This is a genomic window from Paenibacillus sp. 2TAB26 (assembly GCF_052115145.1).
Classification (GTDB): domain Bacteria; phylum Bacillota; class Bacilli; order Paenibacillales; family Paenibacillaceae; genus Pristimantibacillus.
Genome location: NZ_JBFRGC010000011.1, coordinates 96,161 through 119,005, shown reverse-complemented (window position 1 = coordinate 119,005; position 22,845 = coordinate 96,161). Strand labels below are relative to the sequence as shown.

Annotated in this window: 25 protein-coding genes and 1 riboswitch; of the genes, 17 read left to right on the top strand and 8 right to left on the bottom strand. The window is 38.7% G+C overall.

Features of this window, described 5'->3' with window-relative positions; all coding sequences use genetic code 11:
- The first annotated feature begins 122 nt into the window (after positions 1-122).
- The 5 genes from AB4Z50_RS14605 (at position 123) to AB4Z50_RS14585 (ending at position 8,207) form a co-directional block, all read left to right on the top strand.
- Positions 123-4,181, top strand: a complete 4,059-nt coding sequence (locus AB4Z50_RS14605) for an S-layer homology domain-containing protein (protein ID WP_441880039.1) — start codon at positions 123-125, stop codon at positions 4,179-4,181.
- Between the two features lie 318 nt (positions 4,182-4,499).
- Positions 4,500-5,474: a hypothetical protein gene (locus AB4Z50_RS14600; RefSeq protein ID WP_441880037.1), complete on the top strand. Its 975-nt coding sequence runs from the start codon at positions 4,500-4,502 to the stop codon at positions 5,472-5,474.
- A gap of 50 nt (positions 5,475-5,524) precedes the next feature.
- Positions 5,525-6,640: a hypothetical protein gene (locus tag AB4Z50_RS14595; RefSeq protein ID WP_441880035.1), complete on the top strand. Its 1,116-nt coding sequence runs from the start codon at positions 5,525-5,527 to the stop codon at positions 6,638-6,640.
- 11 nt (positions 6,641-6,651) lie between these two features.
- On the top strand, positions 6,652-7,029 hold the full coding sequence (locus AB4Z50_RS14590; protein ID WP_441880033.1) for a hypothetical protein: 378 nt from the start codon (positions 6,652-6,654) through the stop codon (positions 7,027-7,029).
- 47 nt (positions 7,030-7,076) lie between these two features.
- Positions 7,077-8,207: a GGDEF domain-containing protein gene (locus tag AB4Z50_RS14585; RefSeq protein WP_441880031.1), complete on the top strand. Its 1,131-nt coding sequence runs from the start codon at positions 7,077-7,079 to the stop codon at positions 8,205-8,207.
- Here AB4Z50_RS14585 and AB4Z50_RS14580 read toward each other — a convergent pair.
- Positions 8,199-8,351, bottom strand: a complete 153-nt coding sequence (locus AB4Z50_RS14580; protein ID WP_441880029.1) for a hypothetical protein — start codon at positions 8,349-8,351, stop codon at positions 8,199-8,201. The genes AB4Z50_RS14585 and AB4Z50_RS14580 overlap by 9 nt on opposite strands.
- A gap of 149 nt (positions 8,352-8,500) precedes the next feature.
- On the opposite strand from AB4Z50_RS14580, the gene AB4Z50_RS14575 reads away from it, so the two are divergent.
- Both AB4Z50_RS14575 and AB4Z50_RS14570 read left to right on the top strand, forming a co-directional pair.
- The gene (locus AB4Z50_RS14575) at positions 8,501-9,334 is read left to right on the top strand and encodes a hypothetical protein (protein ID WP_441880028.1); all 834 of its coding nucleotides are present in this window, start codon (positions 8,501-8,503) and stop codon (positions 9,332-9,334) included.
- A 133-nt stretch (positions 9,335-9,467) separates the two neighbouring features.
- Positions 9,468-9,995 (top strand): hypothetical protein, encoded by a 528-nt coding sequence (locus AB4Z50_RS14570; protein WP_441880026.1) that lies wholly within the window; start codon positions 9,468-9,470, stop codon positions 9,993-9,995.
- Positions 9,996-10,374: 379 nt separating this feature from the next.
- Here the strand turns inward: AB4Z50_RS14570 and AB4Z50_RS14565 are convergent, their stop codons facing one another.
- The 3 genes from AB4Z50_RS14565 to ku form a co-directional block, all read right to left on the bottom strand.
- Positions 10,375-10,695 carry a hypothetical protein gene (locus AB4Z50_RS14565; RefSeq protein ID WP_441880024.1) on the bottom strand — a complete coding sequence of 107 codons (321 nt, stop codon included), beginning with the start codon at positions 10,693-10,695 and terminating at the stop codon, positions 10,375-10,377.
- Entirely contained in the window at positions 10,695-10,862 is a 168-nt protein-coding gene (locus AB4Z50_RS14560; RefSeq protein WP_441880022.1) for a hypothetical protein, read from the bottom strand. Before AB4Z50_RS14560 ends, AB4Z50_RS14565 begins: the two co-directional genes overlap by 1 nt.
- 185 nt (positions 10,863-11,047) lie before the next feature.
- Positions 11,048-11,893: a non-homologous end joining protein Ku gene (gene ku, locus AB4Z50_RS14555; RefSeq protein WP_441880020.1), complete on the bottom strand. Its 846-nt coding sequence runs from the start codon at positions 11,891-11,893 to the stop codon at positions 11,048-11,050.
- 165 nt (positions 11,894-12,058) lie between these two features.
- Here ku and AB4Z50_RS14550 point away from each other — a divergent pair, with 165 nt between their 5' ends.
- A complete protein-coding gene (locus tag AB4Z50_RS14550; RefSeq protein WP_441880018.1) occupies positions 12,059-12,265 on the top strand; it encodes a hypothetical protein in 207 nt (68 codons plus the stop codon).
- 560 nt (positions 12,266-12,825) lie between these two features.
- A riboswitch (cyclic di-GMP riboswitch) is annotated at positions 12,826-12,914 on the top strand.
- A gap of 84 nt (positions 12,915-12,998) precedes the next feature.
- On the opposite strand, the gene AB4Z50_RS14545 is transcribed toward AB4Z50_RS14550, so the two are convergent.
- Positions 12,999-13,250, bottom strand: coding sequence for a type II toxin-antitoxin system HicB family antitoxin (locus AB4Z50_RS14545; protein WP_441880016.1), 252 nt, complete (start codon positions 13,248-13,250; stop codon positions 12,999-13,001).
- A gap of 146 nt (positions 13,251-13,396) precedes the next feature.
- On the opposite strand from AB4Z50_RS14545, the gene AB4Z50_RS14540 reads away from it, so the two are divergent.
- The 3 genes from AB4Z50_RS14540 to AB4Z50_RS14530 are packed head-to-tail and all read left to right on the top strand — an operon-like array spanning position 13,397 to position 16,549.
- Positions 13,397-14,191, top strand: coding sequence for a LytR/AlgR family response regulator transcription factor (locus AB4Z50_RS14540; protein ID WP_441880014.1), 795 nt, complete (start codon positions 13,397-13,399; stop codon positions 14,189-14,191).
- Positions 14,192-14,245: 54 nt separating this feature from the next.
- Positions 14,246-14,890, top strand: a complete 645-nt coding sequence (locus AB4Z50_RS14535; protein ID WP_441880012.1) for a hypothetical protein — start codon at positions 14,246-14,248, stop codon at positions 14,888-14,890.
- 54 nt (positions 14,891-14,944) lie between these two features.
- A complete protein-coding gene (locus tag AB4Z50_RS14530; protein WP_441880010.1) occupies positions 14,945-16,549 on the top strand; it encodes a sensor histidine kinase in 1,605 nt (534 codons plus the stop codon).
- Positions 16,550-16,641: 92 nt separating this feature from the next.
- On the opposite strand, the gene AB4Z50_RS14525 is transcribed toward AB4Z50_RS14530, so the two are convergent.
- The gene (locus AB4Z50_RS14525) at positions 16,642-16,770 is read right to left on the bottom strand and encodes a hypothetical protein (RefSeq protein ID WP_441880008.1); all 129 of its coding nucleotides are present in this window, start codon (positions 16,768-16,770) and stop codon (positions 16,642-16,644) included.
- Between the two features lie 147 nt (positions 16,771-16,917).
- Between AB4Z50_RS14525 and AB4Z50_RS14520 the strand changes: the two genes are divergently transcribed.
- The 6 genes from AB4Z50_RS14520 to AB4Z50_RS14495 all read left to right on the top strand — a co-directional run bounded on the left by AB4Z50_RS14520 (position 16,918) and on the right by AB4Z50_RS14495 (position 19,797).
- Entirely contained in the window at positions 16,918-17,469 is a 552-nt protein-coding gene (locus AB4Z50_RS14520; protein ID WP_441880006.1) for a hypothetical protein, read from the top strand.
- Positions 17,470-17,486: 17 nt separating this feature from the next.
- Positions 17,487-17,747, top strand: coding sequence for a hypothetical protein (locus AB4Z50_RS14515; protein WP_441880004.1), 261 nt, complete (start codon positions 17,487-17,489; stop codon positions 17,745-17,747).
- Between the two features lie 203 nt (positions 17,748-17,950).
- A complete protein-coding gene (locus tag AB4Z50_RS14510) occupies positions 17,951-18,124 on the top strand; it encodes a hypothetical protein (protein WP_441880002.1) in 174 nt (57 codons plus the stop codon).
- Positions 18,125-18,238: 114 nt separating this feature from the next.
- Positions 18,239-18,919, top strand: coding sequence for a hypothetical protein (locus AB4Z50_RS14505; protein ID WP_441880000.1), 681 nt, complete (start codon positions 18,239-18,241; stop codon positions 18,917-18,919).
- A 172-nt stretch (positions 18,920-19,091) separates the two neighbouring features.
- Complete coding sequence (locus tag AB4Z50_RS14500) at positions 19,092-19,568, top strand: hypothetical protein (RefSeq protein WP_441879999.1); 477 nt, start codon at positions 19,092-19,094, stop codon at positions 19,566-19,568.
- Positions 19,569-19,581: 13 nt separating this feature from the next.
- Positions 19,582-19,797 (top strand): hypothetical protein, encoded by a 216-nt coding sequence (locus tag AB4Z50_RS14495; RefSeq protein ID WP_441879997.1) that lies wholly within the window; start codon positions 19,582-19,584, stop codon positions 19,795-19,797.
- Positions 19,798-20,257: 460 nt separating this feature from the next.
- Here the strand turns inward: AB4Z50_RS14495 and AB4Z50_RS14490 are convergent, their stop codons facing one another.
- Both AB4Z50_RS14490 and AB4Z50_RS14485 read right to left on the bottom strand, forming a co-directional pair.
- Positions 20,258-20,902: a hypothetical protein gene (locus AB4Z50_RS14490; protein WP_441879995.1), complete on the bottom strand. Its 645-nt coding sequence runs from the start codon at positions 20,900-20,902 to the stop codon at positions 20,258-20,260.
- Between the two features lie 557 nt (positions 20,903-21,459).
- Positions 21,460-22,773, bottom strand: coding sequence for a hypothetical protein (locus AB4Z50_RS14485; RefSeq protein ID WP_441879993.1), 1,314 nt, complete (start codon positions 22,771-22,773; stop codon positions 21,460-21,462).
- Between the last annotated feature and the right edge of the window lie 72 nt (positions 22,774-22,845).

Sequence of the window (22,845 nt, the reverse complement as noted above, 5' to 3'; positions counted from 1 at the left end):
TAGCTAACTAATTTCGTTTACTGAATATACTAATCATATATTCAGTAAAGGGAATTAGTTCTCTCGGACTCAGTAATCGTAAATGTATGGGTCTGTAATTAAAAACACAGGAGGAAGTACAAGTGAGGAAACTAGTAAACATGGTTTTAGCTTTAACTCTTTTTTTGGGAGGAGTATTCGGTAGTTTGTCCGGAGGAAGCCTTGTAAGTGCTGCCGAAAGTTTGAATTTGGTAAGTTTGGGATTACCACCTGAAGTAACTCTCAATGGAACATTTGATAAGAGGATAACCTCTTACACGGCTACAGTTCCGAATAGCTATAAAGTAATAACTATAGCACCAATAGCTGAAAGTGCTTCTTCGTCTGTAAAGTTAATAGGATCCCCAGTTTTTGAAACACCTTACGACTACACTGGACCTGCTATTGGGGCATTATCAAAGTATCTAAACGTGGGAGTTACTAGACTTAGTATTGATGTAATCAACGGATCGCAAAAGCAAACTTACACAATAGATGTGAAAAGAGAGATAGGTCCAGACAGTGATTTGATAACACATAAAGTACCTTCCCAGATCGGAGCCAGCGCTAGTGTAACTTACTTTATTAACGGAGAGGGTAAACTTTTTGGTTTGGGAGATAACAACAATTTGGAACTTGGTTCCCAACCATCTCGCGATGTCTTGATCCCTGTATATACGGGGTTAAAAGATGTGGTAGGAATAACAGGTGGAATATCGAATGGTGTTGGGTATGCAATTGCAATGCTTTCAGGTGGGAGAGTAGCCGGTCTTGGAAAAAATGTAAATCAAAAAGCGTTTTCTGAAATGGAAGGAGTAATTGATACCGACGGAAAGGTATTTAAGTATCGTGACGGATCTGTGTCTATAGCCAATGCAAATGGAGTTTACAGGACTTTATTTGAGGGAAATGTTCGTGATGTTGTTACTGTATCAGGAGCTATGGCCATTATGGAAGACGGATCTGTTAGAGTCTACACTGATATAAATAAATACAAAGTACTAACTGGTATTACTAATGCGGTCAAACTACTAAAGATAAGTTCGAGTGACGCACTTATTTTGACCTCTGATAATGAGCTCTATAGATGGTACTTTAATAGTGCACAAAATGCTTATATTCATGAAAGAATCCCTGGTTATTTTAAGGATATGGCTGCTGGAGGAGGTAAAGCAGATACTAATGCTAATCTAGGGCTCGCTACGGTATTGCAATCATTTTCAGATACCTACAGCACAATGTTTAATTACGGATACAGTACTAGTGATTGGGGAAAAGACATCGTTTCCTTCGATGCTGGGAACAATAATGCATTTTATGTTAATAACAAAAATGAATTATGGGGGGTAGGTACTACAACTCATGGTGAGTTGGGCCTCAAATCTACTGATGCTTACGCTCTTGTCATACCAAAAACAAGAAAGATAGTAGACGATATCTATAGCTATACTACAGTAGATTCTGGACCTTGGAGCCCACCTATATCGGCACCTACAAACCTAGCAGTTAAAGTAACATCAAGTTCTGCAGATCTTTCCTGGAATGCCGTACCAGATGTTACAGGTTATCAAATTAAGAGAAATGGTTCATTACTGACAACAGTTACGGGAACATCTTTTAAAGATACAAATTTGACTGCAAATACAAAGTATGATTATGTTGTAGCTGCTGTAAAGGATACTAATGTAGGAAAACCTTCTACAATCTCTGCGACAACACTTTCCTTACTAGTAGCTCCAGCAAACTTTGATGGTTCTGATATCACTGGATCTTCTATTACCATGTCTTGGAGTTCTGTAGTAGGGGCAGACGAATATGTACTGAAGCGCAATGACACTATTGTTGCTAAAGATGCCGCGTTATCCTTTGTAGATTCGGGACTAACCCTTAATACATCGTATACTTACTCGGTGGTAGCTCTGTTGGATGGGAAAGAAATATCTGAGAAAGCAATAAAAACTCTAAGCACTCTTAATAAACTCGATGCAGTTACTAATTTTAGATCAACAAGCAAAAGCAATAACAGTATTACTTTAGGTTGGAATTCAGTGCCAGGTGCCTCTTCTTACGAAATATTTGTTGGCAATGGTACAACGCCTATTTATGTAGGTAATGCTACATCTTTTGCTCATAACAATTTAATTTCAAACACGGTTTATGAGTACCATATTATAGCTAAGAAAACTGGACTTATTAGCCAAGAAACAAATCTTTCGGTTGCTACCGATCTAATGATAATTCCAGCTCCCGCAAAGATCACTGTTACAGGTGCTACATATAATTCAGCCTCATTTAATTGGACTCCGGTAGATGATGCTGAGATTTATGTTATTACCAGAAATGGAAATCAAATAGCTAGCGGTATAAGCACTTCTTATACAGATACTGGGCTTGAGGAGCAGGTAATCTACACCTACCGTGTGGTTGCAAAAATAGGTAACTCTGCAGGTGCTTACGCAGAAGCTATGATTGTGACCCCTGTGAAACCTAACCCTGAAGATTTGATACCTCAGATGCCTTCGGCAGACGTGGTACAGTTTAAAGCGAATTCTGCAGGTATTACTACTTCTTCTATATCACTGTTCTGGAATACTATAACTAGTGCGGATACTTATACTGTTAAACGTGATGGTGTCACTGTCCACACTGGATCAGCTACAACATTTACCGATACCGGATTGGAAGCAGACCACACTTATATTTATACACTTACTGCAAGTAATGTGTATGGGGAAAGTGCTTCTGTAAGTACTGAAGCAACCACCAAAACATTAGCTCCGGCTAAAGTGGAAAATCTCCGTGTAGCTAGAATTTATTCGGATGCTGCATCTATGCAATGGGGCATGGTCCCTGGAGCAAAATCTTATACTCTTGTGCGTGATGGAGACATTATTGTTTACAGCGGACCAGCAACAACGTTCCGTGATACGACTCTAAGCCCAACTCAATCTTATGAGTATAAAGTTATTGCAAGTAATGATGGAGGATCTTCGGTATCCGATTCCTTGACTGTTACTACTATTGCAGAAGTAGCCCCAGTAGCTATTTCTCCGGCACCTGCAGTTGAGGGTACCGTAACTTTTACTTTCAGAGTTATTGAAACTGCATCTGCTTACTATGTTGAGCGTAACCCTCAGTGGGTTTACACAAGACAAGCTGATGGAACTTTTAAATTAACTTATACGAACACCTCTACTGGTGTCGTAGAGGATCATGGGACTGTTACTCCAGTTAATGGTAAACTTCCATTCGCGGAATATGGTGTTGCGGGTGGTGCTAACTATCATTATGATGTGACAGCAGTGGTTACGAATCCAGATGGTTCTGAGACTTCTATTGGGAAAAGTGAGGTAGAGGTAGTTACCCCGGCGGATGGTTCGGGTGCAGTAGTTGCTCCTGAGAATGTTAATGGTGGTAATGGTGGGTTCGAAACTTCAACGCCCACAACACCGACAACCCCTCCAGTAACTCCAACCAATCCTCCGGTATCACCTACTCCGACACCAACTGTTCCGACACCAACCCCTACTCCTGGTGGAGATACAGGTTCTTCTGGTGGTTCTAACGGTGAATCGGGTGAAGGAATTAATTTCCCTGATACTAAAGGTCATTGGTCAGAGGAAGCTGTTCTTGAGCTAAGCAAGCTCGGAGTTGTTTCTGGTGATGGTAAAGGAAATTTCAATCCTAATGCTAAGATAACTAGAGCGGAGTTTACAGCTATGGTTGTCAGAGCATTAACCTCAATAGAAGTCAAAACAGATCAAATTTACTCAGATGTTATCCCGGCTTCTTGGTATTTTGGTGTTGTTAATACAGGCACTAAGTTAGGATTTGTTACTGGTATTGGTGGAGGTTTATTTAAACCTCATGCAACAGTAACAAGACAAGAAATGGCGACTATTCTTTCAAGAGTTCTCCTTGAGTACGATGAAAGCTTAGGAGTTGATGGGCGGAAAGTGAACGATATTCTAACTAAGTTTATAGATAGCAATAAAATATCTATGTGGGCTTGGTATGGTACTGCTGTTATGTTAGAAAATAAGTTACTGAGCGGAATTAATGAAGATATTTTAGCACCCCGCAAGGAAGGCACTCGTGCGGAAGCTGCTGTTTTGATTTATCGTTCTCTGCTAATGATTAAGAACAAAGCTATTATTGGATAAAAATTACTACAAACCGCACTTCACTATAGGGGAAGTGCGGTTTGTAGTATTAGACAAAGACAAGTGTGTAAACGAGTATAAGTCAAGGGGCTACACGGCGTAGTAGGTGGAGGAATTCGTTATTTTTGTGGAGATTGTTTTGCATTTCTCAAATATATTGTTGGAAAATATGAACTAAATGGTGTATGGAGGATTAATGATTTATGAGATGCTTCTAGTTCACTTTCATATGTTTGTGACAACTGGTTGTCAGCAAACGAATGTTCGGTTACTATTCTACAGGATAAACATTGTTGACAATGAAAGGACAGAATATATATGAGTGAGTATTTAGATACAATTCAAGCTGCTAGTTTATTGAATATAACTGTTGCTTCGATTTATAAAATCGTTAACAACGATGATCCAGCAAAACGCCTTGATCCTGTAAACCGAATGACGCATAAAGGAGACGGTGGTTATCGATTCACACAGGAAGAGATCGATCGCATTAAACCCTTTTACGTGAAAGAAGACTTAACACCGTCACAAGCAGCTAAAAGAATAGGTAGATCTACGACTTATATCCATCAATTATTTAAAAAGGGTTTACCTTATTACGAGGGAGAGTTTCGTGGCAAAAAAACATTCTTTATTAAAGAAACCGATCTCGATTTGTATGGAACCAATAATCCGGATTCAGGAAAATACGACACGATTTACGACCGAAAATCACAGGTGTATTTATTTCAACTCTACCGCCTGGGTAATAGGCTGGCTCGAGTATGCAGTATGAAGCGGGTAAGTCGAAGTAAGGTAGAAGTCATGCTTCAGGTCAGCACAAGTGATCGTATACCACTCGAACATGCAATTAATGAGGGATGGAAGCCAGCTGCTGCTGCTATTACTGATCGTAAAGCTATTACAAGTCACGGATACGCAATATTTGAGTTTCCACTTCCGATTACTTCAGATTCAGTGATTTACACAATTATAGATGAATTTTTTAAACTGATTGGTCCTGCAAATCTACGTATTCAAGTTGCTGATGTTATTCAGGTAGAAGTAAAGAAAGCAGTTCTAACGGGTGTATTACCATCAACTCATCCGGATATGATCGACAAGCTTAAAACCTTTATACGATCAGGCGAGATTACGCTAAAGTATGATGGGACGTTAATTGATACTGGACTTTCTCCTGTGACGTTTTATTTACCGGAGAAAGAAAAAGAAAAAATGATTGTCAAAGCAAAGGCAGCAAACAAATCGCTTCAAGAATGGCTTGAATCAACTATATTAAATACCGTGGAATAGAAAAAAAATTTATACCGGGGGTTTCTATGCACAATCCTTTAACATACCTCATGTCATTATTAGAAAGTTTCAATACACTTTCGGATCATGTACTTAGTGAAATGCTCTGCAGATGGGTAAAGGAAGAACGGAAAGGAAAGAAGAAAGCTGACATACAGGAGCTGGGGCTTGATAAATATACAAATGAAGACTGTGAATCTTTAATTGAAGAAGCGTTAAATCGACAGTTTATTATCGTCACAGATATTACGGAACATGGCCGTAAACTACAGCTGACACACGAAGGTCGGTTGACGCTTGCTATTCATTTAACCAATAATTTTTCTGCAGATTACAAAAAATATGAAGATGCATTTAACGCAATACTCAACTCGGAAAATCAGCTCCCGCTCCCGAAGATTTCCATAATGAAATTTTTTCATTCCGGTCAAGACATGAATATTGTTACAGAGCATTTCACTCAAAGCACTACTTCAAAAAAAGTATCTGTGGCTTATCATGAACATCTCCTGCAGGAAGCTACAGGATCAGGAATCAATTCGCTTGGTGATGAACAATATGTATTTCATCTGGCACCACGCCTTTTTGTCCCTTTAGATTTAATAGGCAAGAAAGTCACTTTGGAAATATTAGGACTCGAGGAGCCGGTGAAATTAGCAGTGTCTTCTCCATACCGAAACAAGCGATACTACATTGCTGGTATGAAGAAAGGTCGTATGAATACTGCAAGTGGTTTTTACCCAATAGTCGGGGAGAAAAGTGTTTTTCCGGTGTATAAAGAAATAACTCTACAGTGGACAATCGATGAAGAGATCCGGGTTGATCACCGTCTTGAAATTGATTTTAGATTCACAACTCCTATAGGGCGACTGTTCTCTACAGAACAGCGATTTACTCGAGAAATCGCATTAATGGACAATTTTACGGTTGTTACATCAATCAACAGAGAAAGTTATTCGGAACGTAATGCGAAATTTATTGTGCAAGATATCTATAATCATTTTGAGATCCATGAGAATATTTCACTTACTAATTTTCCAATGGAGCTCCACCACTTTAGTCATGCTGGCAGCTACTTTGATCGTTGGTATAAGGAATGGTCTACCAATTATTCAAAAGGAGAGAGTGAGCTTGAAAACAAATTGCGGATGTCTGGAAAAAAGTGAGGAATGGCATTTTGAAAAACAACTGGGCTGCTGGTATGCAATGCGTGAATGTGCTTCATGCACGTATTACTGGGAAGGTCCGGATTACTCAAAAACGAATCAATTCTCCCCGCCCATTAACTGGAATAGCACATCAAGCGAATGATGCTACAGATAATGTGGATTCAATTAGAAGGCATGGTCAATTTCTTATCTATTGTTACGACGAACACGGACGTTATGGATTACCGGTAGGATACGATGAAGTAAAGGATATCTTTGAGTTTTGTGAACTAAACAGATATTCGCATAGGGAGATAAAAGTCATCTCAAACGATGAAATTAATGTTTTGGTTCAGAATGGGAGCTATGTATCTCCGAAAGAATGGGACCGGTTTAATAAAAATTAACTACCATTATGATAATAGAAGATTTGTTATGAGAGGAGTAACGTAAGGTGTCTAATATATTAATCGGATCTTTGGGTGTGATTTACTATGCATCTTTAAATATCCTTGTTCTAACCCTAATGCTTGTTTTAGCCGTTCGATTACTCATACATAGGAAGAAGCGGGCATATCTGACACTTACAATTTGTATGGCAATTGTGTTGGTAGAGCAGATTTTCTTGCTCGGAGCAGGGTTGCTTGGCGTTAACGAAAGTTCCGGGTTTATATTTATTAAGAATATGTTTAATGCGGTTTCATTCGTATTAGCAAATACAGGCGTTTACCAACTCTATGCGGAAACAAATAAAAAGCTCTTAAGAGTCGTGTACGGGCTTTTGGTGCTTGCAATTATCATGACCATTAATCCTATTATTGGTGGCATATTTCAGCTGCTATTGGTTATTCTAGTCTATTATATGATTTATCCTCTATTAAATCCGAGTCGCAAGTATCTCTTGGGGTTGAGCATTTATTCTGCGGCTATAGTTGCTCAGCTAATTAATAGTTTTGTTATGGAGCCGGTAGTTCTCCTAGTTGCTATGGATAATCTTTTACGTGTAGGGTTCTATGCAATGATTTTTCTCATTTTATTTGATCGTGTTATTGAGCTCATGGAGAATATTTATCAAAAATCTACCCGCGATGCACTAACTGGGCTATACAATAGATTCTATTTTTATACGACAGTTTCATTTATGATGAATGAAAAGACACCAATTTCTATTATTTTCTTCGATTTAGATAACTTCAAACATTTGAATGATACTCGTGGCCATGGAGAGGGAGATAAAGCTCTCAAGTTGGTCGCTTCAATTTTAAAAGAGGAAGGAGAAGAAATTGGGATTGTAGGTAGATATGGCGGGGAAGAAATGGTGATGATGATTGAGGATATTGAAGTTGATGTTGTTGAATTGGCGGAGCGAATCCGATATAGAATAGAAAGTGAAACAATCGTTACCGTGAGCGTTGGGCATGCCTCTTTCCAGGAAGGTCTAACAGCAGATCAAATAATCAAGAACGCAGATATTGCTATGTATACAGCGAAAAAATCGGGTAAGAATAAAGTTATTTCTTTCAGAAGTTTAGATGAAAACCAGTATGAAAAGGACGATTCTTCTTCTTTATCGTTATTAAGCTGAGTATGGATTTAGCTGAAGCAGAACCGCGCGGAGCTCCCAGTGCGAGGTGGGACGATACGTGTTAGCAGTTGACCACTGGGACAAATAGGAGTCCGCCGCCGTGCAATTGGTCGCCGATACACCGATCGCGCTGATCCAGCGCATCCGGATGAATAACAGGGAGCAAGCGTTGCTGTTTACAGGGTTGAACTAAGCACAAGGTGTTAACACTAATAACAGTGTTAACACCTTGTTTTATTTGATAATATTTGTTAACATTATTGAATAATAGTAACGGGGGAGGCGGCGAAGATATGGGTGCAAAAGGTTTTAATAATATTGATGATGATACTAAAGCGAAGATTAATAATGCTATATCGGCATCAGGGCTGACAGATAAAGAATGGATCGACCGAGCAACAGATGTATGGATTCAGCATGAAATGAAATCCACTTTTCCAGAACACCGCTTGGAGATTGAAGAAGTCGAAAGCCTCACAAACCGAATTAGAGCCGTGGTAGTTAATCTAGCAGAGCGAACCCATTTCGATAGAGATGATATTCAACGTAAGCATGCTGAGGAACTTGAAGAATTGAAATCGCAAATATCAAAACAGAACCTTGAACTGCAAGCTTCCGCCAATGATTTGAAAGCAGCCCAAGAGATTGTACAAAGAGAGAGAGAACTCCGGCTTGAATCAGAGAAGTACGCTCAACAGGCGCAAGAAACGAGTGAAACGAATAAAAAGTTGGTTGAGTCATATCGAGAGAAAAACGACACGCTTACCGGACTTGTTAACCAATATAAAGAAGGTTATGAAGCTAGCAACCAGTTACGTATAGAACTGACAGCAGCTGGCCAACGTATTATTGAACTGGAGAGAGAATTGAAGTCAGAACAGAGTGCTCGTTTGATTGCCGAAAAAGGGCACGAAGATGAGGTTCAACGTATTTCTGATCGTAAAGACCTGGAGCATGAACGTGCTGTATTACGGATGCGCACTGAGTTACAAAATCAATTAACAGAGGCTAGCACGCGAGGTGCAGCGGAAGTAAGAGAATTATACGAACGGTTAGAGGCGCAAAGGAATGAAAATGAACGTCTTCGAAGATCAATATCCACTGATGGAGATGGTTCCACTAGTTAACGCAAACTAAATCTGGTATTATTAAGACAATCAAATACCATGTCCGGCGAAAGCATCGTCCGAATACATAAAGGTTTAACCCTTTATGTATTTGGTATGGTGCTTTTTTTTTCGGCGAGAGGAGCTAATAATAATGGAGACGGTTAAAGAACTTTCTGAATCTTATGGATTGGTATTAGCGAATATGATGGAGTTTACTAGAAGATACCCTTTGTTAATAGAATCAAAGGCGGATAGTACGCTATATGTTGTTGGTTCAAATATCCGACCTACGCACACGCAATTCGTTTGGATAGGCCACACCGGAGCAAAAGGATATATTTTAATAGTTTTGACAATGGGTAGAGGTTGTGATGAAGAAGCTAGTGCAATATTACTTGAAGGAGAAAAATGGGAAGTCCAGAGTATAATGCGTTCATCAAATATTTTAGTGAGTAGTTTATACACAGAAGCGGGTTTAAAGGATCGTAGATCGATTATTATCGAAATATGCAAAGTGGTATACGATCAGCTACTACAATTCAACACGAAACAGGTGGATGAGCCATCATGTGATTTTGATATAAGAAGGACTATTATTGAATATGGACTCTTACTGGACGTAGAATGTATTGAGGATGCGATGGGATTCTGGGAAGAGTTTAGTGAAAATAAAAACTGATAGCAAATAAGGATTGACCAGAAATTTATGACGTCTACGGTAATTTCATCTGGGGTGGTCGCGGTCGCGTGCGAATTGATCGCGCGCTGAACCGGCACTTTCGGAAGAATAACCAGGAGTACGAACCCCGGCCGCGTGCGAACCGATCGCGTTGAACCGGCGCTTCGGAAGAATAACTAGGAGCACGAGCCGCGGCTGCGTGCGAACTGATCGCGCTACCGGCACTTTCGGAATAATAACTCTAGGGGCGAGAGCCGCAGCTACGCCGCGCAGTTGGTAACCGACGTGACAGTCTATGACTATATTTTCTTTCGTTTTCTTCGGACAGCTGCGCGCCAAAAGCCTGCCGACATTTTGTCTGCAGACTGTTGTACTGGGTTTAAGTGAATTTGTTAGGGTTATCCATAATATATGCTCGAGCTTTATCAAGTATTTCGGCAATCTGCCCAGATTCATGTTCAAGCCATTCTGAAGCCATATAGGGATCCATACTGCCATGAGTAAGACTACCGATTACACGATCCAATTCATTTGTAGCAGCATCGAGCTCATTAACTAGTATTTCTTGTTCGGTTTCTTTAAGTTGTAATGGCGATGTCCCACATGTGACACAGGAATAATCTAAAAGGTTATCGATAGCGATCTCATTTTCATTGTTACAACCTCTGCAGGTTACCAGTAATGTTTCTTGATTCAACATTAAACACCTTCCAAATCATCGATCTCATATTCCACGATGTGCTTAAAACTGCCGCTGCTCATGATCTTTTCGAAAGTCCATTCGACTTCAACACTCCTATCCTTAATACTGCGGACTCTGCCGACCTTTTTAGCCCCTCGTACGCTTACATAGTCGCCTTCTCTCATCCAGTGCCACTCCCGAACCCTATAAGCTATGCCAGCAACAATCTCAGGAAATTAATCGTTACGAGGTTCTACTTACTTGGAAATTTTTCTACCCGTCGTTGCCGCATCCTATAAAATTAGGACCTGTACGTATCCTGATGGTGTTACAGAGGACATCGGCACACCAGGAAGAGCCATTCCTGGTGTCATGATACGTTATCCTTTGACTTTGCTGCGTTTTTTCGTTTGCTCTTCGGAGGAGAAGATTCTGGCAGCGGCTTCGTTACGTCTAAGCTAGCTTGCAGGGCAGCCATAAGATCAATGACATTAGATCTTCCCTCTGCAGTAGGCGCGAAGACGACATCCACACTTTCACCAGCGATTTTTTGCTCAATGAGTTCGAGCAGTGCTGTTCGATAATCGTCAGTATATTTACGAGGTTCGAATTTTTCACTTAGTTGCTCAACAAGTGTCATGGCCATTCCAAGTTCCCTTTCATTAACAACGGTTTGCTTAGGTAGATTGGGCACTTGAGAGAGGGAGCGTATCTCATCCGGATAATACATCGTCTCCATACAGATACAGTTATCGACGACACGAATCGCTGCAAGGCTACTCTTACTACGAATGGATATTTTAGCTATACCAATCTTACCCGTCTGCTTAATCGCCTCCAGCAGCAAGTTATAAGCTCCAGCACCTGCCAAGTCCGGACTAAGGTAATAGGCTTTTTGAAAATAGAGGGGATCGATATCGTTGAGATCGACAAAATCTAATATTTTGATTGTTTTCTCGGCTTCGGCCCTAATGCTTTCGAGGTCTTCTTCTTTACTAATTACAAATTTATCTTTCTCATATTCATACCCTTTCATAATTTCATCTGCGCCAATTTCTTTGTCGCAATGCCTACAAGTTTTCACTGATGAAATCGGCATGCCACAGTCTTTATGCAGACTGCGGAAGTGAATATCTTTGTCTTCTGTTGCGGTATACATTTTAACCGGTACATGTACCAGACCGAAGCTAATCGCGCCTTTCCAGACTGTATGCACGAATATCACATCCATATTTTTTAGTATTAGGTTACCCTCGTATAAGAAAAACATACCAATATTAAATGCATATCTAGGTATATAATTCACGAAACAAATTAGATCATGGAAGGCCATGCTACAATGAAACATGGTTGAAAAAGATTTATAGAAGGAGATTAGATAATGTCACGTCTTGGAGTTTCTATGAATGCAATCATTAAACTTCTAGTAGCCTATGAATTCGATGAGTTAACATTAGCCAAGGAATTTGTTATCAAACGTCAAAAAGAAAGTTTAATATTTATAGCAGGGGATGATCATAAGACATGGCTTGTTACTAAAGGGAATTCATTGAAACTAAAAGACTTAGGATACAAAGAAATTACTTAAACGATAATGAAGCAAATGCTGCCCAAGTTCCCCAGATGAAGTAGACCAGACCATCAACTAAAAGCTAAAGCGAACCAGCGGTGCTGCACTGGGTTCGCTTTAGCTTTTTAACTTTGCTTTGCTCCGAAAGAGCGGGTATGGCTGCCGTCGCATCTGAAGAGCCAATTGTTCAGAACAGAGTAAAGTTCATCATAAACTGCAGCTTCTCCACGACGCTGGTCAAACCTTTTACCGGCGAGCCTGCAAGCTCAAAAAATGAATGATTATCTGAAGGAGTAGGCAACATTCACCGCTGGCTGCCGCAGCTCCAATCAAGCCGAACTGACGCTTACTGTACAACAAACAGGATCAAGAACTACCGCGGCTCAAGCCGGGCAATTAAAAATGTCTACCACGTTGGAAGTCTGAAGAGGGTATGCGTATATCTACTTAAATTGGAAGAGTTGGGGGGGGATGTGGATCGAGAGTTAATTGCATTCGACAAAATATATCAAAATCAAGAAAACTGTACTATCATTAGTACATAAAGTGGAGTATTATGCTAATATAAACTAGAAATTAAATAAGAAGGGCAAACTTGTTGAAAAGCAAGGACGCAAAGCCAAGGGTCTAAAGTTCTACTTAGAACTAAGATAGCCTGGTTACAATTGAAAAGGGCTTTCTCTATTTGGAGATAGCTTTTTTTAATAAAAAAAAGCTCCCTGCTAGTAGTGGGAGCATAGTTTATTCTTCTCTATACGGCAGTTTGAAGCTTCTCATTGTTCTCTGAATCTGCTTGTACTTCAACATCAACAAAATAAACTTTGGATATGAACCTAGACTTGGCGGGGTTTCTTTCTAGTTCCATTTGTATGAGGTCTTTTGCAAGATCCAGTGCTTCTTCTTCTGTATCACCAACTGCACTTAAACGTAGTTCGGGTACGTATGCAGTGAAATTATTGGATCCAAAATCAGCTTCAACCAATATAGTAAATTGCGTATTCATGAGATATTCCTCCTGGTGGATGGTTTATTAATTAAGATTATAGTCCTATTATATATTCAAGTTTAGGGAAAATGGACCATATTCATATCTGGTTCAAAGTTCGTCATATTTGGTGCGAAAAATGTCGAATTATAAGATATTGTGTCATGAGAAATGAGGGTGAAGTTTTGAATAGGAAATTGACCGTTATTATAGCTGAAGATCAGGAGGTAATTAGAAGGCTACTAGAAAGTTATGCAAAGCAGCTTGATTTGAAGATAGTAAGTTCTATTGGATCGGGTGATTGGCTTGTTGAAGATTGCTTACAATACGAACCAGATTTATTGTTTCTGGATATTGGGTTGCAGGGTATAGATGGTATTGCAGCGTACAAGAAAATTTTAGAGAGTGGTTTATCTCCATATTTGATTATGATCTCTGGAACGCAAGATTTTAAACTAGTACTTGAGGGAATGGCAATGAATTGCGTTGATTTTGTTCCCAAACCCGTCTCGTTTGAAAGAATCACAACTGCAGTAGAAAAGGCTCGAATAATGATTGAAAAAGACTTGGTCTATACAAAGTCTCCTGTAAGCAAAATAATACAATTAAAAAGTAATTATCGTACGATATTTATTAATGAAAACGATTTACTATACGCTTCGAAAATTAAAGGTGAACATAAAACCATAGTAACTGTTGACGGCGGTAAGGATACTGGTATTGAAACTAGTAACTCCATTTTAGACATTCAAAGCCAATGTTCCGAGCAAATTTTCTCACCAAACCAATCTAGCTTGGTTAATATGAGGTTTATTAGATCTGCATACGCAAATGAGAATTTGTTCGGGACGTATGTTATTCAAATGACAGCAAGTGATGTTAAGTTCGCTCTGCCACGTAGAAAGAGAAAAGAGTTTGAATTACTATATGCCAGGTATCAGTCAGAGCAAAGGCAGTGAAAATTTTTATCATCATCTTGTAACCCAGCACATGTGAGGACTAGGAGAATAAGAATGGATTTAACGAAAATATTAGACAAGACTAAAAGTGAAATACGATCATCATTTCTTGGTACATTTTTTCGATTCGACTTTTATGATGATAACTTACATTGTTATTGGTACGATGGGCCAACAATCTCACAATTAGAATATTACATCAATAAGATATTCCCTATGAATAAAGTGCTTAGTCCATATTTTGAAGCAATAAAAATTAATAAAGGCCTGGAATTGCTGAGCACGAGAGGCACGTTGTCTTTACGATTATTCCGCAGTATATCACTGGAAAGAAAAAAAACCATCGAGATCGAATTAAAGAAACAGGGTATAGATTCTACCCTGGATTATGAGATGAATGGTATGGAGCAATTATTAATTGATCAAGATCAATTAAGTGGGTACATTCTTCATCAAGATGGAATGAACTATGGGCTAAAAGATCAGGGGAATAATGTTCTTTCTTTCTGGAGCAATTCAAACGTTGTCAGATACGGACAATCGTATAAATCAATGACTTCTGATCATAAATTAATCGTTACAGTGTTACTTCAAATATATGGCCAATCGCGTGTAATGGAATTGTTAGATGATGATGAGTTCACGCTGGAAGAGATATTTGAATCAGCTGCATATGTAATGTTTGGTGATGGATCATAGACGTATTAAAATCGCTTCATATCGAATTGGATTATATATTGGAGGATCAATTAAGTGGGTACGCTTCGTAAAGCACAAAAATTCAAGGTGTCTCTTTCAGCATTATTGATCTTTATGTTCCTATTTATTATGACGAATATTGCTTATTTAATCTTAACGAAAGACGCCTTAATTTCAGAAGCCAATAAGAGGTTAGATGTTCAAGCTGAGTACGTTCGGCAGCATATAGGACAAATTAAAGAAAGTGATGCAATCATTCAGCGAGTAGAGAATTCATATATGACAAGTGTAATGCGAAATATTGAGAAGAAATTAGGTCCAAGCTTTACTAATATAAATGAAGAGATTCTCGAGGAAATTGCAAATGAATTTGAAGTAGATTCTATAGCAGTACATACTCGGAATTTCGGGGATGGTAAATTTGTCAACATCACAACTGAAAGCCCTATAAACCTCGAACTAGATGATGGTTTAACTGTTAGGAATGATAATTATGGGCCGACACATTTTTATTATCGATCAGATTCCAATGACTACGTGATACAAATTGATTCAAAATCCAATATCCCTGCAGATATATCGAAAAGGGTAAGCGAGCATATAGCGCAGCTTCATAATAACCCTGTAAATCTATATAATAATGAACCACTTACACTGGAATTTATTTTAACAGAAACTACAAATGATGATTTTAGTGCAATTCAGAGTATGGTAACACTTGGCTCATACAAATTTGCTAATAAATCAGACATCGATTACGTGAAAAAGGTTACTGTTTCTGGAAAGAAAAGTTTCTACATCGAAAAAAATGATGGCAAGAAGTATGAGAAGTATTTCATGCCGCTTGAATTTGAAAACGGAAGCTACGTACTTTTTTTAATAACTGATTATGATCTATTGGAGCGGGTACTTTATGATCAGGTAATAAAATATGTCTATGCTATAATACTGAGCTCAGCTTTGTTTCTAATTTTATGTTTTATCGTTTATCGGGTCTTTTCATTCGGAAGAGAGCAAGTATTAAATACCATTGAATCTTCATATAGAGGGAGCTTGGATAGCTTATTTCAATCATTAAGATGGCAAAGACATGATTTTAATAATCATATGGCTACGGTTCATGCACTTGTTAGCATGAAAGAGTATAATGATTTGATAAAATACACATCAAATTTAGTTGATGAGGCTACCTCGATTAATGAGATATTAAACATTAATTGCCCGCCGATAATGGGGCTTATACAAGCAAAGGTAGCTTACGCTGCGACTAAAAAAATCGATTTTACTTTTGATATACTTGATTTTGGGGACATAAATATAAAGCACATTAAGGAGAGCGAAATTGTTTCAGTTTTGGGAAATCTCATTGATAACGCTTTTGAAGCCATTCTTGAAAATAAGATTTCTGAACTGTCCAAAGTAAAAGTTAGTGGCAGTGTAGACGGGCGAACGCTTAAGTTCAAAGTATATAATAATGGTCCAGAAATATCGGCAGCATTAAAGCGTAAAATTTTCGAACCTGGATTCACTACGAAGAAAACTGGTACGGGGCTTGGGTTGCAAATAATTGGCCAACTGACAAAGAAATACGATGGTAAACTAACTTTAGATTATTCCAATGAGGATGGTACGCAATTTACTGCTGAGTTTTCACTTTAATTTGAGGCCACGTCTGATTCAGATTCACAATACCGATCATATTGATATTGCTTTAACACAAAATAAGAGATATCCGAATTAGCGGACATCTCTTATTTTGATTTTTTTGATTTTCGTTTTTTTAGGGGTAAGCCGATTTCTTTAGCATATGCAATAGCATCTTTTCCGAAATTTCTCTTGTCTGCCAGTGACCATTTAGAAAATGGTTTAGTTATGGCCATTGTAAAACATCCCTTCTGAGTAAAGAATATGTGCTTAGTATGGACAAACTTTCAGCATATTATTCGCCTCCCTCCACATAAAAATATATTAAGAAAGCTGGAACAGAGGAACTCCGTTCCTGCGTTAAGAGAAGGAGTGTCAAAGATATGAGTGGGAATAGAGGGGGAGCAGGACAAAAACGTAAAACTCGATCGGACAAAAAGGTCGTAGTTGCGCCGAACATTAGTGATAGTAACCGTGTTTGGATACATCGATTGGCTCGCCGTTTAGAGATCCCTGAGGGTGAGGTTGGTTCAAAACTGGTTTTAGCTGCACTTAACGATGAGAAGTGCATTGAATTTTTTAGAGCCTACTTCCATCGGCCTTATCATATTAATGAGCATCATATTATGTATCCATTATTTAATCCTATTAACATCTATGATTTTCTAGATATGGATACTAATCAGCACTGCCGATTTAAACTTAAATTTTCTAAACCTATAGCTGAAAGAATGACCGAATTTCAAATTGCTTTGGGTATTTCATTTTTTGCTCATGGAGTAAAGGCGTTACTTGAGTATGCACTTACAGAGATTAGAATTATTCAAATCGTTGCACCGGGAGTAGAATTCTCGCAACAAAGGAGAACGTTACCTCCTGGGAACGTTAATTCAAATCCAAATTTAAATTCAAATGTATGGAGCATTTTTAAATAAGAGAGGAGGGGTTGCGAGTGGGTATTATTCGCAAGTTTATTGATCCGTATCTACAATATCGTTCACTTCTAATTGGACTAAAACGTAATGATTTTCAAAAGCTTCAAATGATTGCGGATGATCTTAATGAGCATGTTAATGGGGAGTATGAGTTTACTCCAGAAATAATTGCTTCCAGAGTCATGAAAACATTCATCGATGAGGCATACGCAGATAGCACGAAAAGGATAGTTAAAGCGATACTACCGGAAACTGCTGCAATGCGCCGCCGTCATTAATGTCAAGACTGCAATGCTGCCTGAATAATTCGCGCCGAACCGGCTCTTCCGGAAGAACAACATAGAGCAAGAGCTGCTGCTTTGCAGCGCAACTGGGCGTTACCTTAGCCAGCATAGCGATGCTCCGAACCGGCTCTTCCGAAATAACAACTATGAGAAAGAGCTACGGCTTCGCCGCGCAGATGGCTGTCGCCGTCGCGAGCATGGCGATGCTCCGTATCGGCTCTTCCGAAATAATAACTATGAGTAAGAGCTGCGGCTTTGCCGCGCAGCTGGCTGCCGCCGTCGTAAGAATACTGATCCGCCGAACGGGCTCTTCGGGAAGATCAACCAACGAGACAGCTGCGCAGCGCAAATGGCGGCTGTTTGGCTTGTAAGATTTATGAAGCCAATAACAAATTATGCTAGAGGGTCAACCTTTAAGATGTCTTGAAAGCATTAACAGTTCGGAATACAATAAGCCCTATGATTAATAATAAGGAGGGCTTTTTTTGAGTTTAAAATCATTTTTATTCTGGAAAAAAAACTTTATTAAAGAGATAGAACCAGAAGCTAGTAGTATAAAACAGAACTTCGATCCCGTGCAATTCCAGCATATCTCACATATTAATTACGCTAGTCCCCTTTTGAAAGTTGTTAAAAATGCTCATAAAGACAGGGGTTCTGCTGATATATATCTTGCCTTCACTCGTGATAAATCGGATCATGAGATTATTATTTCAGTAGATCTTGATGAATTCAATAATATGTATGGGAGTAAAAGCACTGCTAGTCTTGCTCTTAGATTATATTATAAAGTTAGTGAATATCCCTCACCATCATATATGTATCTCAAATATGAAAGTTTAAAAAATCGTATTATTATCAATGATTGCAACGCCAACGCTAAAATTCGGCGCGAAGGACACGGATCAATTATGCTTCATCATGCTAAGGAGCTTTGTACGTTTTTGAATCAACTTATTGATCAAAAGAACCAAGTTCTACTTCTAGAGTATAAAGATAAACCGGAAGTTCTTTGTGATTGGCTAACTAATGACAGTGGTTATATTAAGGGGAGAATAAAGTACATATTCGGTGAGATTTTTCCTGATAACTCATTATCAAGAGAGGATCTAATTAATTTCTATGATACTAATGCTGCATTAAAAGTACACATATCGATCGATTAGTGATTTATGATAAATCAAACAAGGGATAATCATAGCTTTTGAAACCGCGATTATCGCGGTTTTTTTGTAATAAGGATATCGTGTACAAGAGCGCAAGCTAATCATACTGCACAAATAAGGTCAGGCAAAGATGCTTCTGTTAATGTATTATCATAGTTACGGGGGTTGAGACATGTCAGATTGGTATCTTGAAGCTATTGACGGCACAGTGCATAGGGCGTTTTTCGTGAATGCAATTGCAGCTGATGCAAACAAAATGAAATGGACACCTGGCCTGTCCTGGTTGACTGAAGTGAAAAACAAATCCCGCTCCGTCTATAAATTGGTGGATAGTAGTGGGACAATCTTGGGGGGGATATCAATTACGGATGAAGGGGATCACGTTTTCATTCATCTTGTTGAATCCGCTCCTAATATGCGAAATGGTGTAATCCCTCCAAGATACTATGTAAATGTTCCACGGCTGCTCATTGGATTTGCAGGCAAGGAAAGCGTTGACTTGGGATACGATGGATTCCTAGCCTTGACGCCTAAGACGAATATGCGCAATTACTTCGCTAGTCAGTTCAATGCTGTTCCTGTTTCTGGACGTAATATGGGTATCTATGGTGTTGTTTCTATTAAGCTAATTGGGTTATACTATATGTAAAGGAAGTGATCTTATGACAACTCGTAAAGTCTTGCCCGGTATCCAAAACGCTGATGGACAACTTATACGGGTAACTGTTGGGGCAACTGGTGTAAAGGAAGCTCGGGTCATAGATCCTGTTGGTCCACTCACTGTTCCGGGCGGACATACTGATGATTCGAAAGCAGCAATGTCAGAGTTCATTAGGAAATGTAAAAGTGGCGAAATTGAAATGACTACACTTCGATAGCATTACCATGAAGCACTCACAATATGTGGGTGCTTCTTTTATACGGCTTGCCCAGAAGCACGCAAAATCTTGCTGGTGAAAGTCCGGTCGCGGGAGGGATCATGAAGAACAACCAGGAGCACAAGCTACAGCTTCGCCGCGCAGTTGGCCACCAACTTGACAGTCTACAACTTTATTTTCTTCGGATATTTGGCCGCAGCTGCGTGGCAACCGGCGCTGGAGCTTCCGGAAGAACAACTAGGTGTTCAGGGAAAATAAAGTTCTAGACTGAAAGACTTGATCTAACGGGGTTATGAGGATTGAAAATCGTCAGACTTCGAAAAATAAGTATTAGACTGACTATAAAAATGAAACCGCGGTGGACCAAGACTTGAAAAATAAAGTTTTAGACTACCGCTGTTGTACAGATAAAAAAGAGGGTTTTGTCCTAAAGAATCTGTCTCATGCAGTCGGTCGATTGCTATTGGTACACCTTTGAATCCCTCAAATCACGATCCTTTAGCCTTTCAAAGAAAAACTCTTTTGGTATATTTCCCATGACTGAATTCAGGCAATAATCTATAGGAAATTGAGCAACCAATCTACCTTCCCAAAGCTCGTTAAGCGTGTAATCCTCGAAAAAAGTACACTCATCATCACGCCATACAAAAATTCTCGTAGTATCCTTAGCTCTAAAACTATCAATATGTAAAGAACCCCACTCCCCTGCGTCAAGACGAGCTAAGGGTTTTTTCTCACTCCAATGTTGAGGTATCCTTTCTTTTATACCATCGTTACGACTAGCAGTTCCTATGTAAACTTGACAATACTCATCTAAGACCATAACATAGTGCCCGTAAATACCAGCTACAGAATTAAGATCTTTAATTTCATAAAACTTATTTGAAGCTACAAACTTATTGAGTTCTTCATTGAATTTCTCCCGAGACAACGTCTTGAAGTATTTCATATTGAGATCAAAACGAGTCATAACCTTTTCTAATTTAAGCTTTAATTCTTCAGAGGAATTGGCATTATCTATGTCACTCATTCTCACATAATTATCGGCGGTTAATTTTAATCCTCCTTCTATATTTTTTAACTTTCTCCCAAAATGTATGGTCATATATTCCGCCTCCAAGCCCTGCCCCTTTACAAGTCCACCTAAACAACATTATTTATTGTAGATGCTGGATAGTAAACCCAAGGTTGAGTCTACAACTTTATTTTTTTCTGACACCTATGGATCACGGCAAGGGAAATTAAACATTTTTAAAACAAAGATTGATAATAGAGTTGCAATAAGTTAAATATTTCTGCGGTTTTATCAATGACCAATAGGTGTCTGAGCTAATATTCAATAACAACACATGCGATTGTAATGTGCAAACTGTTGTTCCCTACCAGTTCGATCGATTCTAAAGAATAGCAATGTTTCTTCCGATTTATCATCTAAAATTGCGGATCTCAATGTTTCTAAAGTTTTAATTAAAAAAATGTTTTCATGTCCTGAATCACAAATTAGCTGAAATCTCACATTATGAATATCTAGTTTGTCATGAAAATCATGTAACCTTCCATCACATTCTTGGCAAACTACAATGAAAATGCCATTATTATCAGTCTCCATACATGCGCTCATCTAATCACTCCATTTCTCGATTGGCGGTTTGTTTGTCATCGTTATTTTTGTAACGCATTTTTCATCATTCGAATATAGGTATGCAATCGATCAGAAATGTCACCCGTATTTCTGTAGAGTTGGATATCCTCCTCACACTCTTTTATCCGTACTGAAAATCCAGGAGCTGATTCGACTAATGATGAATTACGCATTTCATTTAAAATTGCTATGTAATGATTTATTGACTCATCGATGTTTGATGCGTTGGAGGGAGAAGAATCAATAGTAGTGAATTCATAAGATGAGGCAACTTCAGCAGCACTAGGTTGTTGCGTATAATAAGCTTGTTTTTTTATCGATTGTTTTCTTAGTTCTTCTTCTTTTGAATGAGCTGCACGGCGTGCTTCTATTATCATTACCATTTCGCTTAGTTCATCATTAGTGACTTGATCATTCTCCCATGTAAACGATTTAGAACGGGCATCAAAAAGAAACAAATCATTATTTGAGATGTGTTTGCTGCTACCGATTATCATATACCATTGGTCTGGAATCTCAGAGAGCTGATCCGTTATTTGGCGTAGCTCTAATTGCGATATCTTATATAAATAACCGTCTATTTCATCATTTACATAAAGCAAAAGATCAACATCTTTATTTTTTAATTTGAGTCTTCTGTCTGGAACTAGTGAAATATCTCCATATTTTTTAGCTAAATCATGAAGTAGACCTTCCCAAGGGGAATCCCCCTTTAAAAATGACAAAGATCCTTTTTCAGAAAGACTTAACGCTAAAGCGTTTTGCGCCTCCTTGTATGCTATCTGGCTGTGGTCAAATAAGAAATAGCTTTTAAAATTTTTTGAATGATACAACTCTTGTTTCTTTTGAAGATAACGCTGGTATTTAGCGTTCTTGGTTCCGGTAACATAATCAAAAGTCCAGACTTCGCCGGTAGGCCACTGTGCAATGAAATCAGGTACATAACTCAAGTCATCATTATGTAAGTACCCATCAATAACAATTGCATCTGTTCTAGATAAGCCCGATACAAGCTGATTTTTAATGATTGCTTTACCTACTCTATGCTTGAGAGACTCGTGATTAGTTGTTGCTGTCGCGTACCTGGTATAGTTTCGTTGACCTGCGCAGTCTTCTTTATTTTCATGGCTAAAATGACAGGCCTTATCTTCACACAGTCTCATTGTGGTTTTTGCATTGCAGCACAAGCATCTAAATAATCCTTTTTTTGAATTCTCACGATATTTTGCATTTAAAGTATCCTTAATGGTTTTCCATGTCATTCCGGTCTGCTCTAGTTGCATACGTTCATATTCAATACATATCTCATCTGCAAGTAACCATGAAATTTCCATACATAACGACCCCTTTTTAAAAAATGTATAATAAATGTACGTAATTCTACTCCGACCAGGCTAAATACAGAA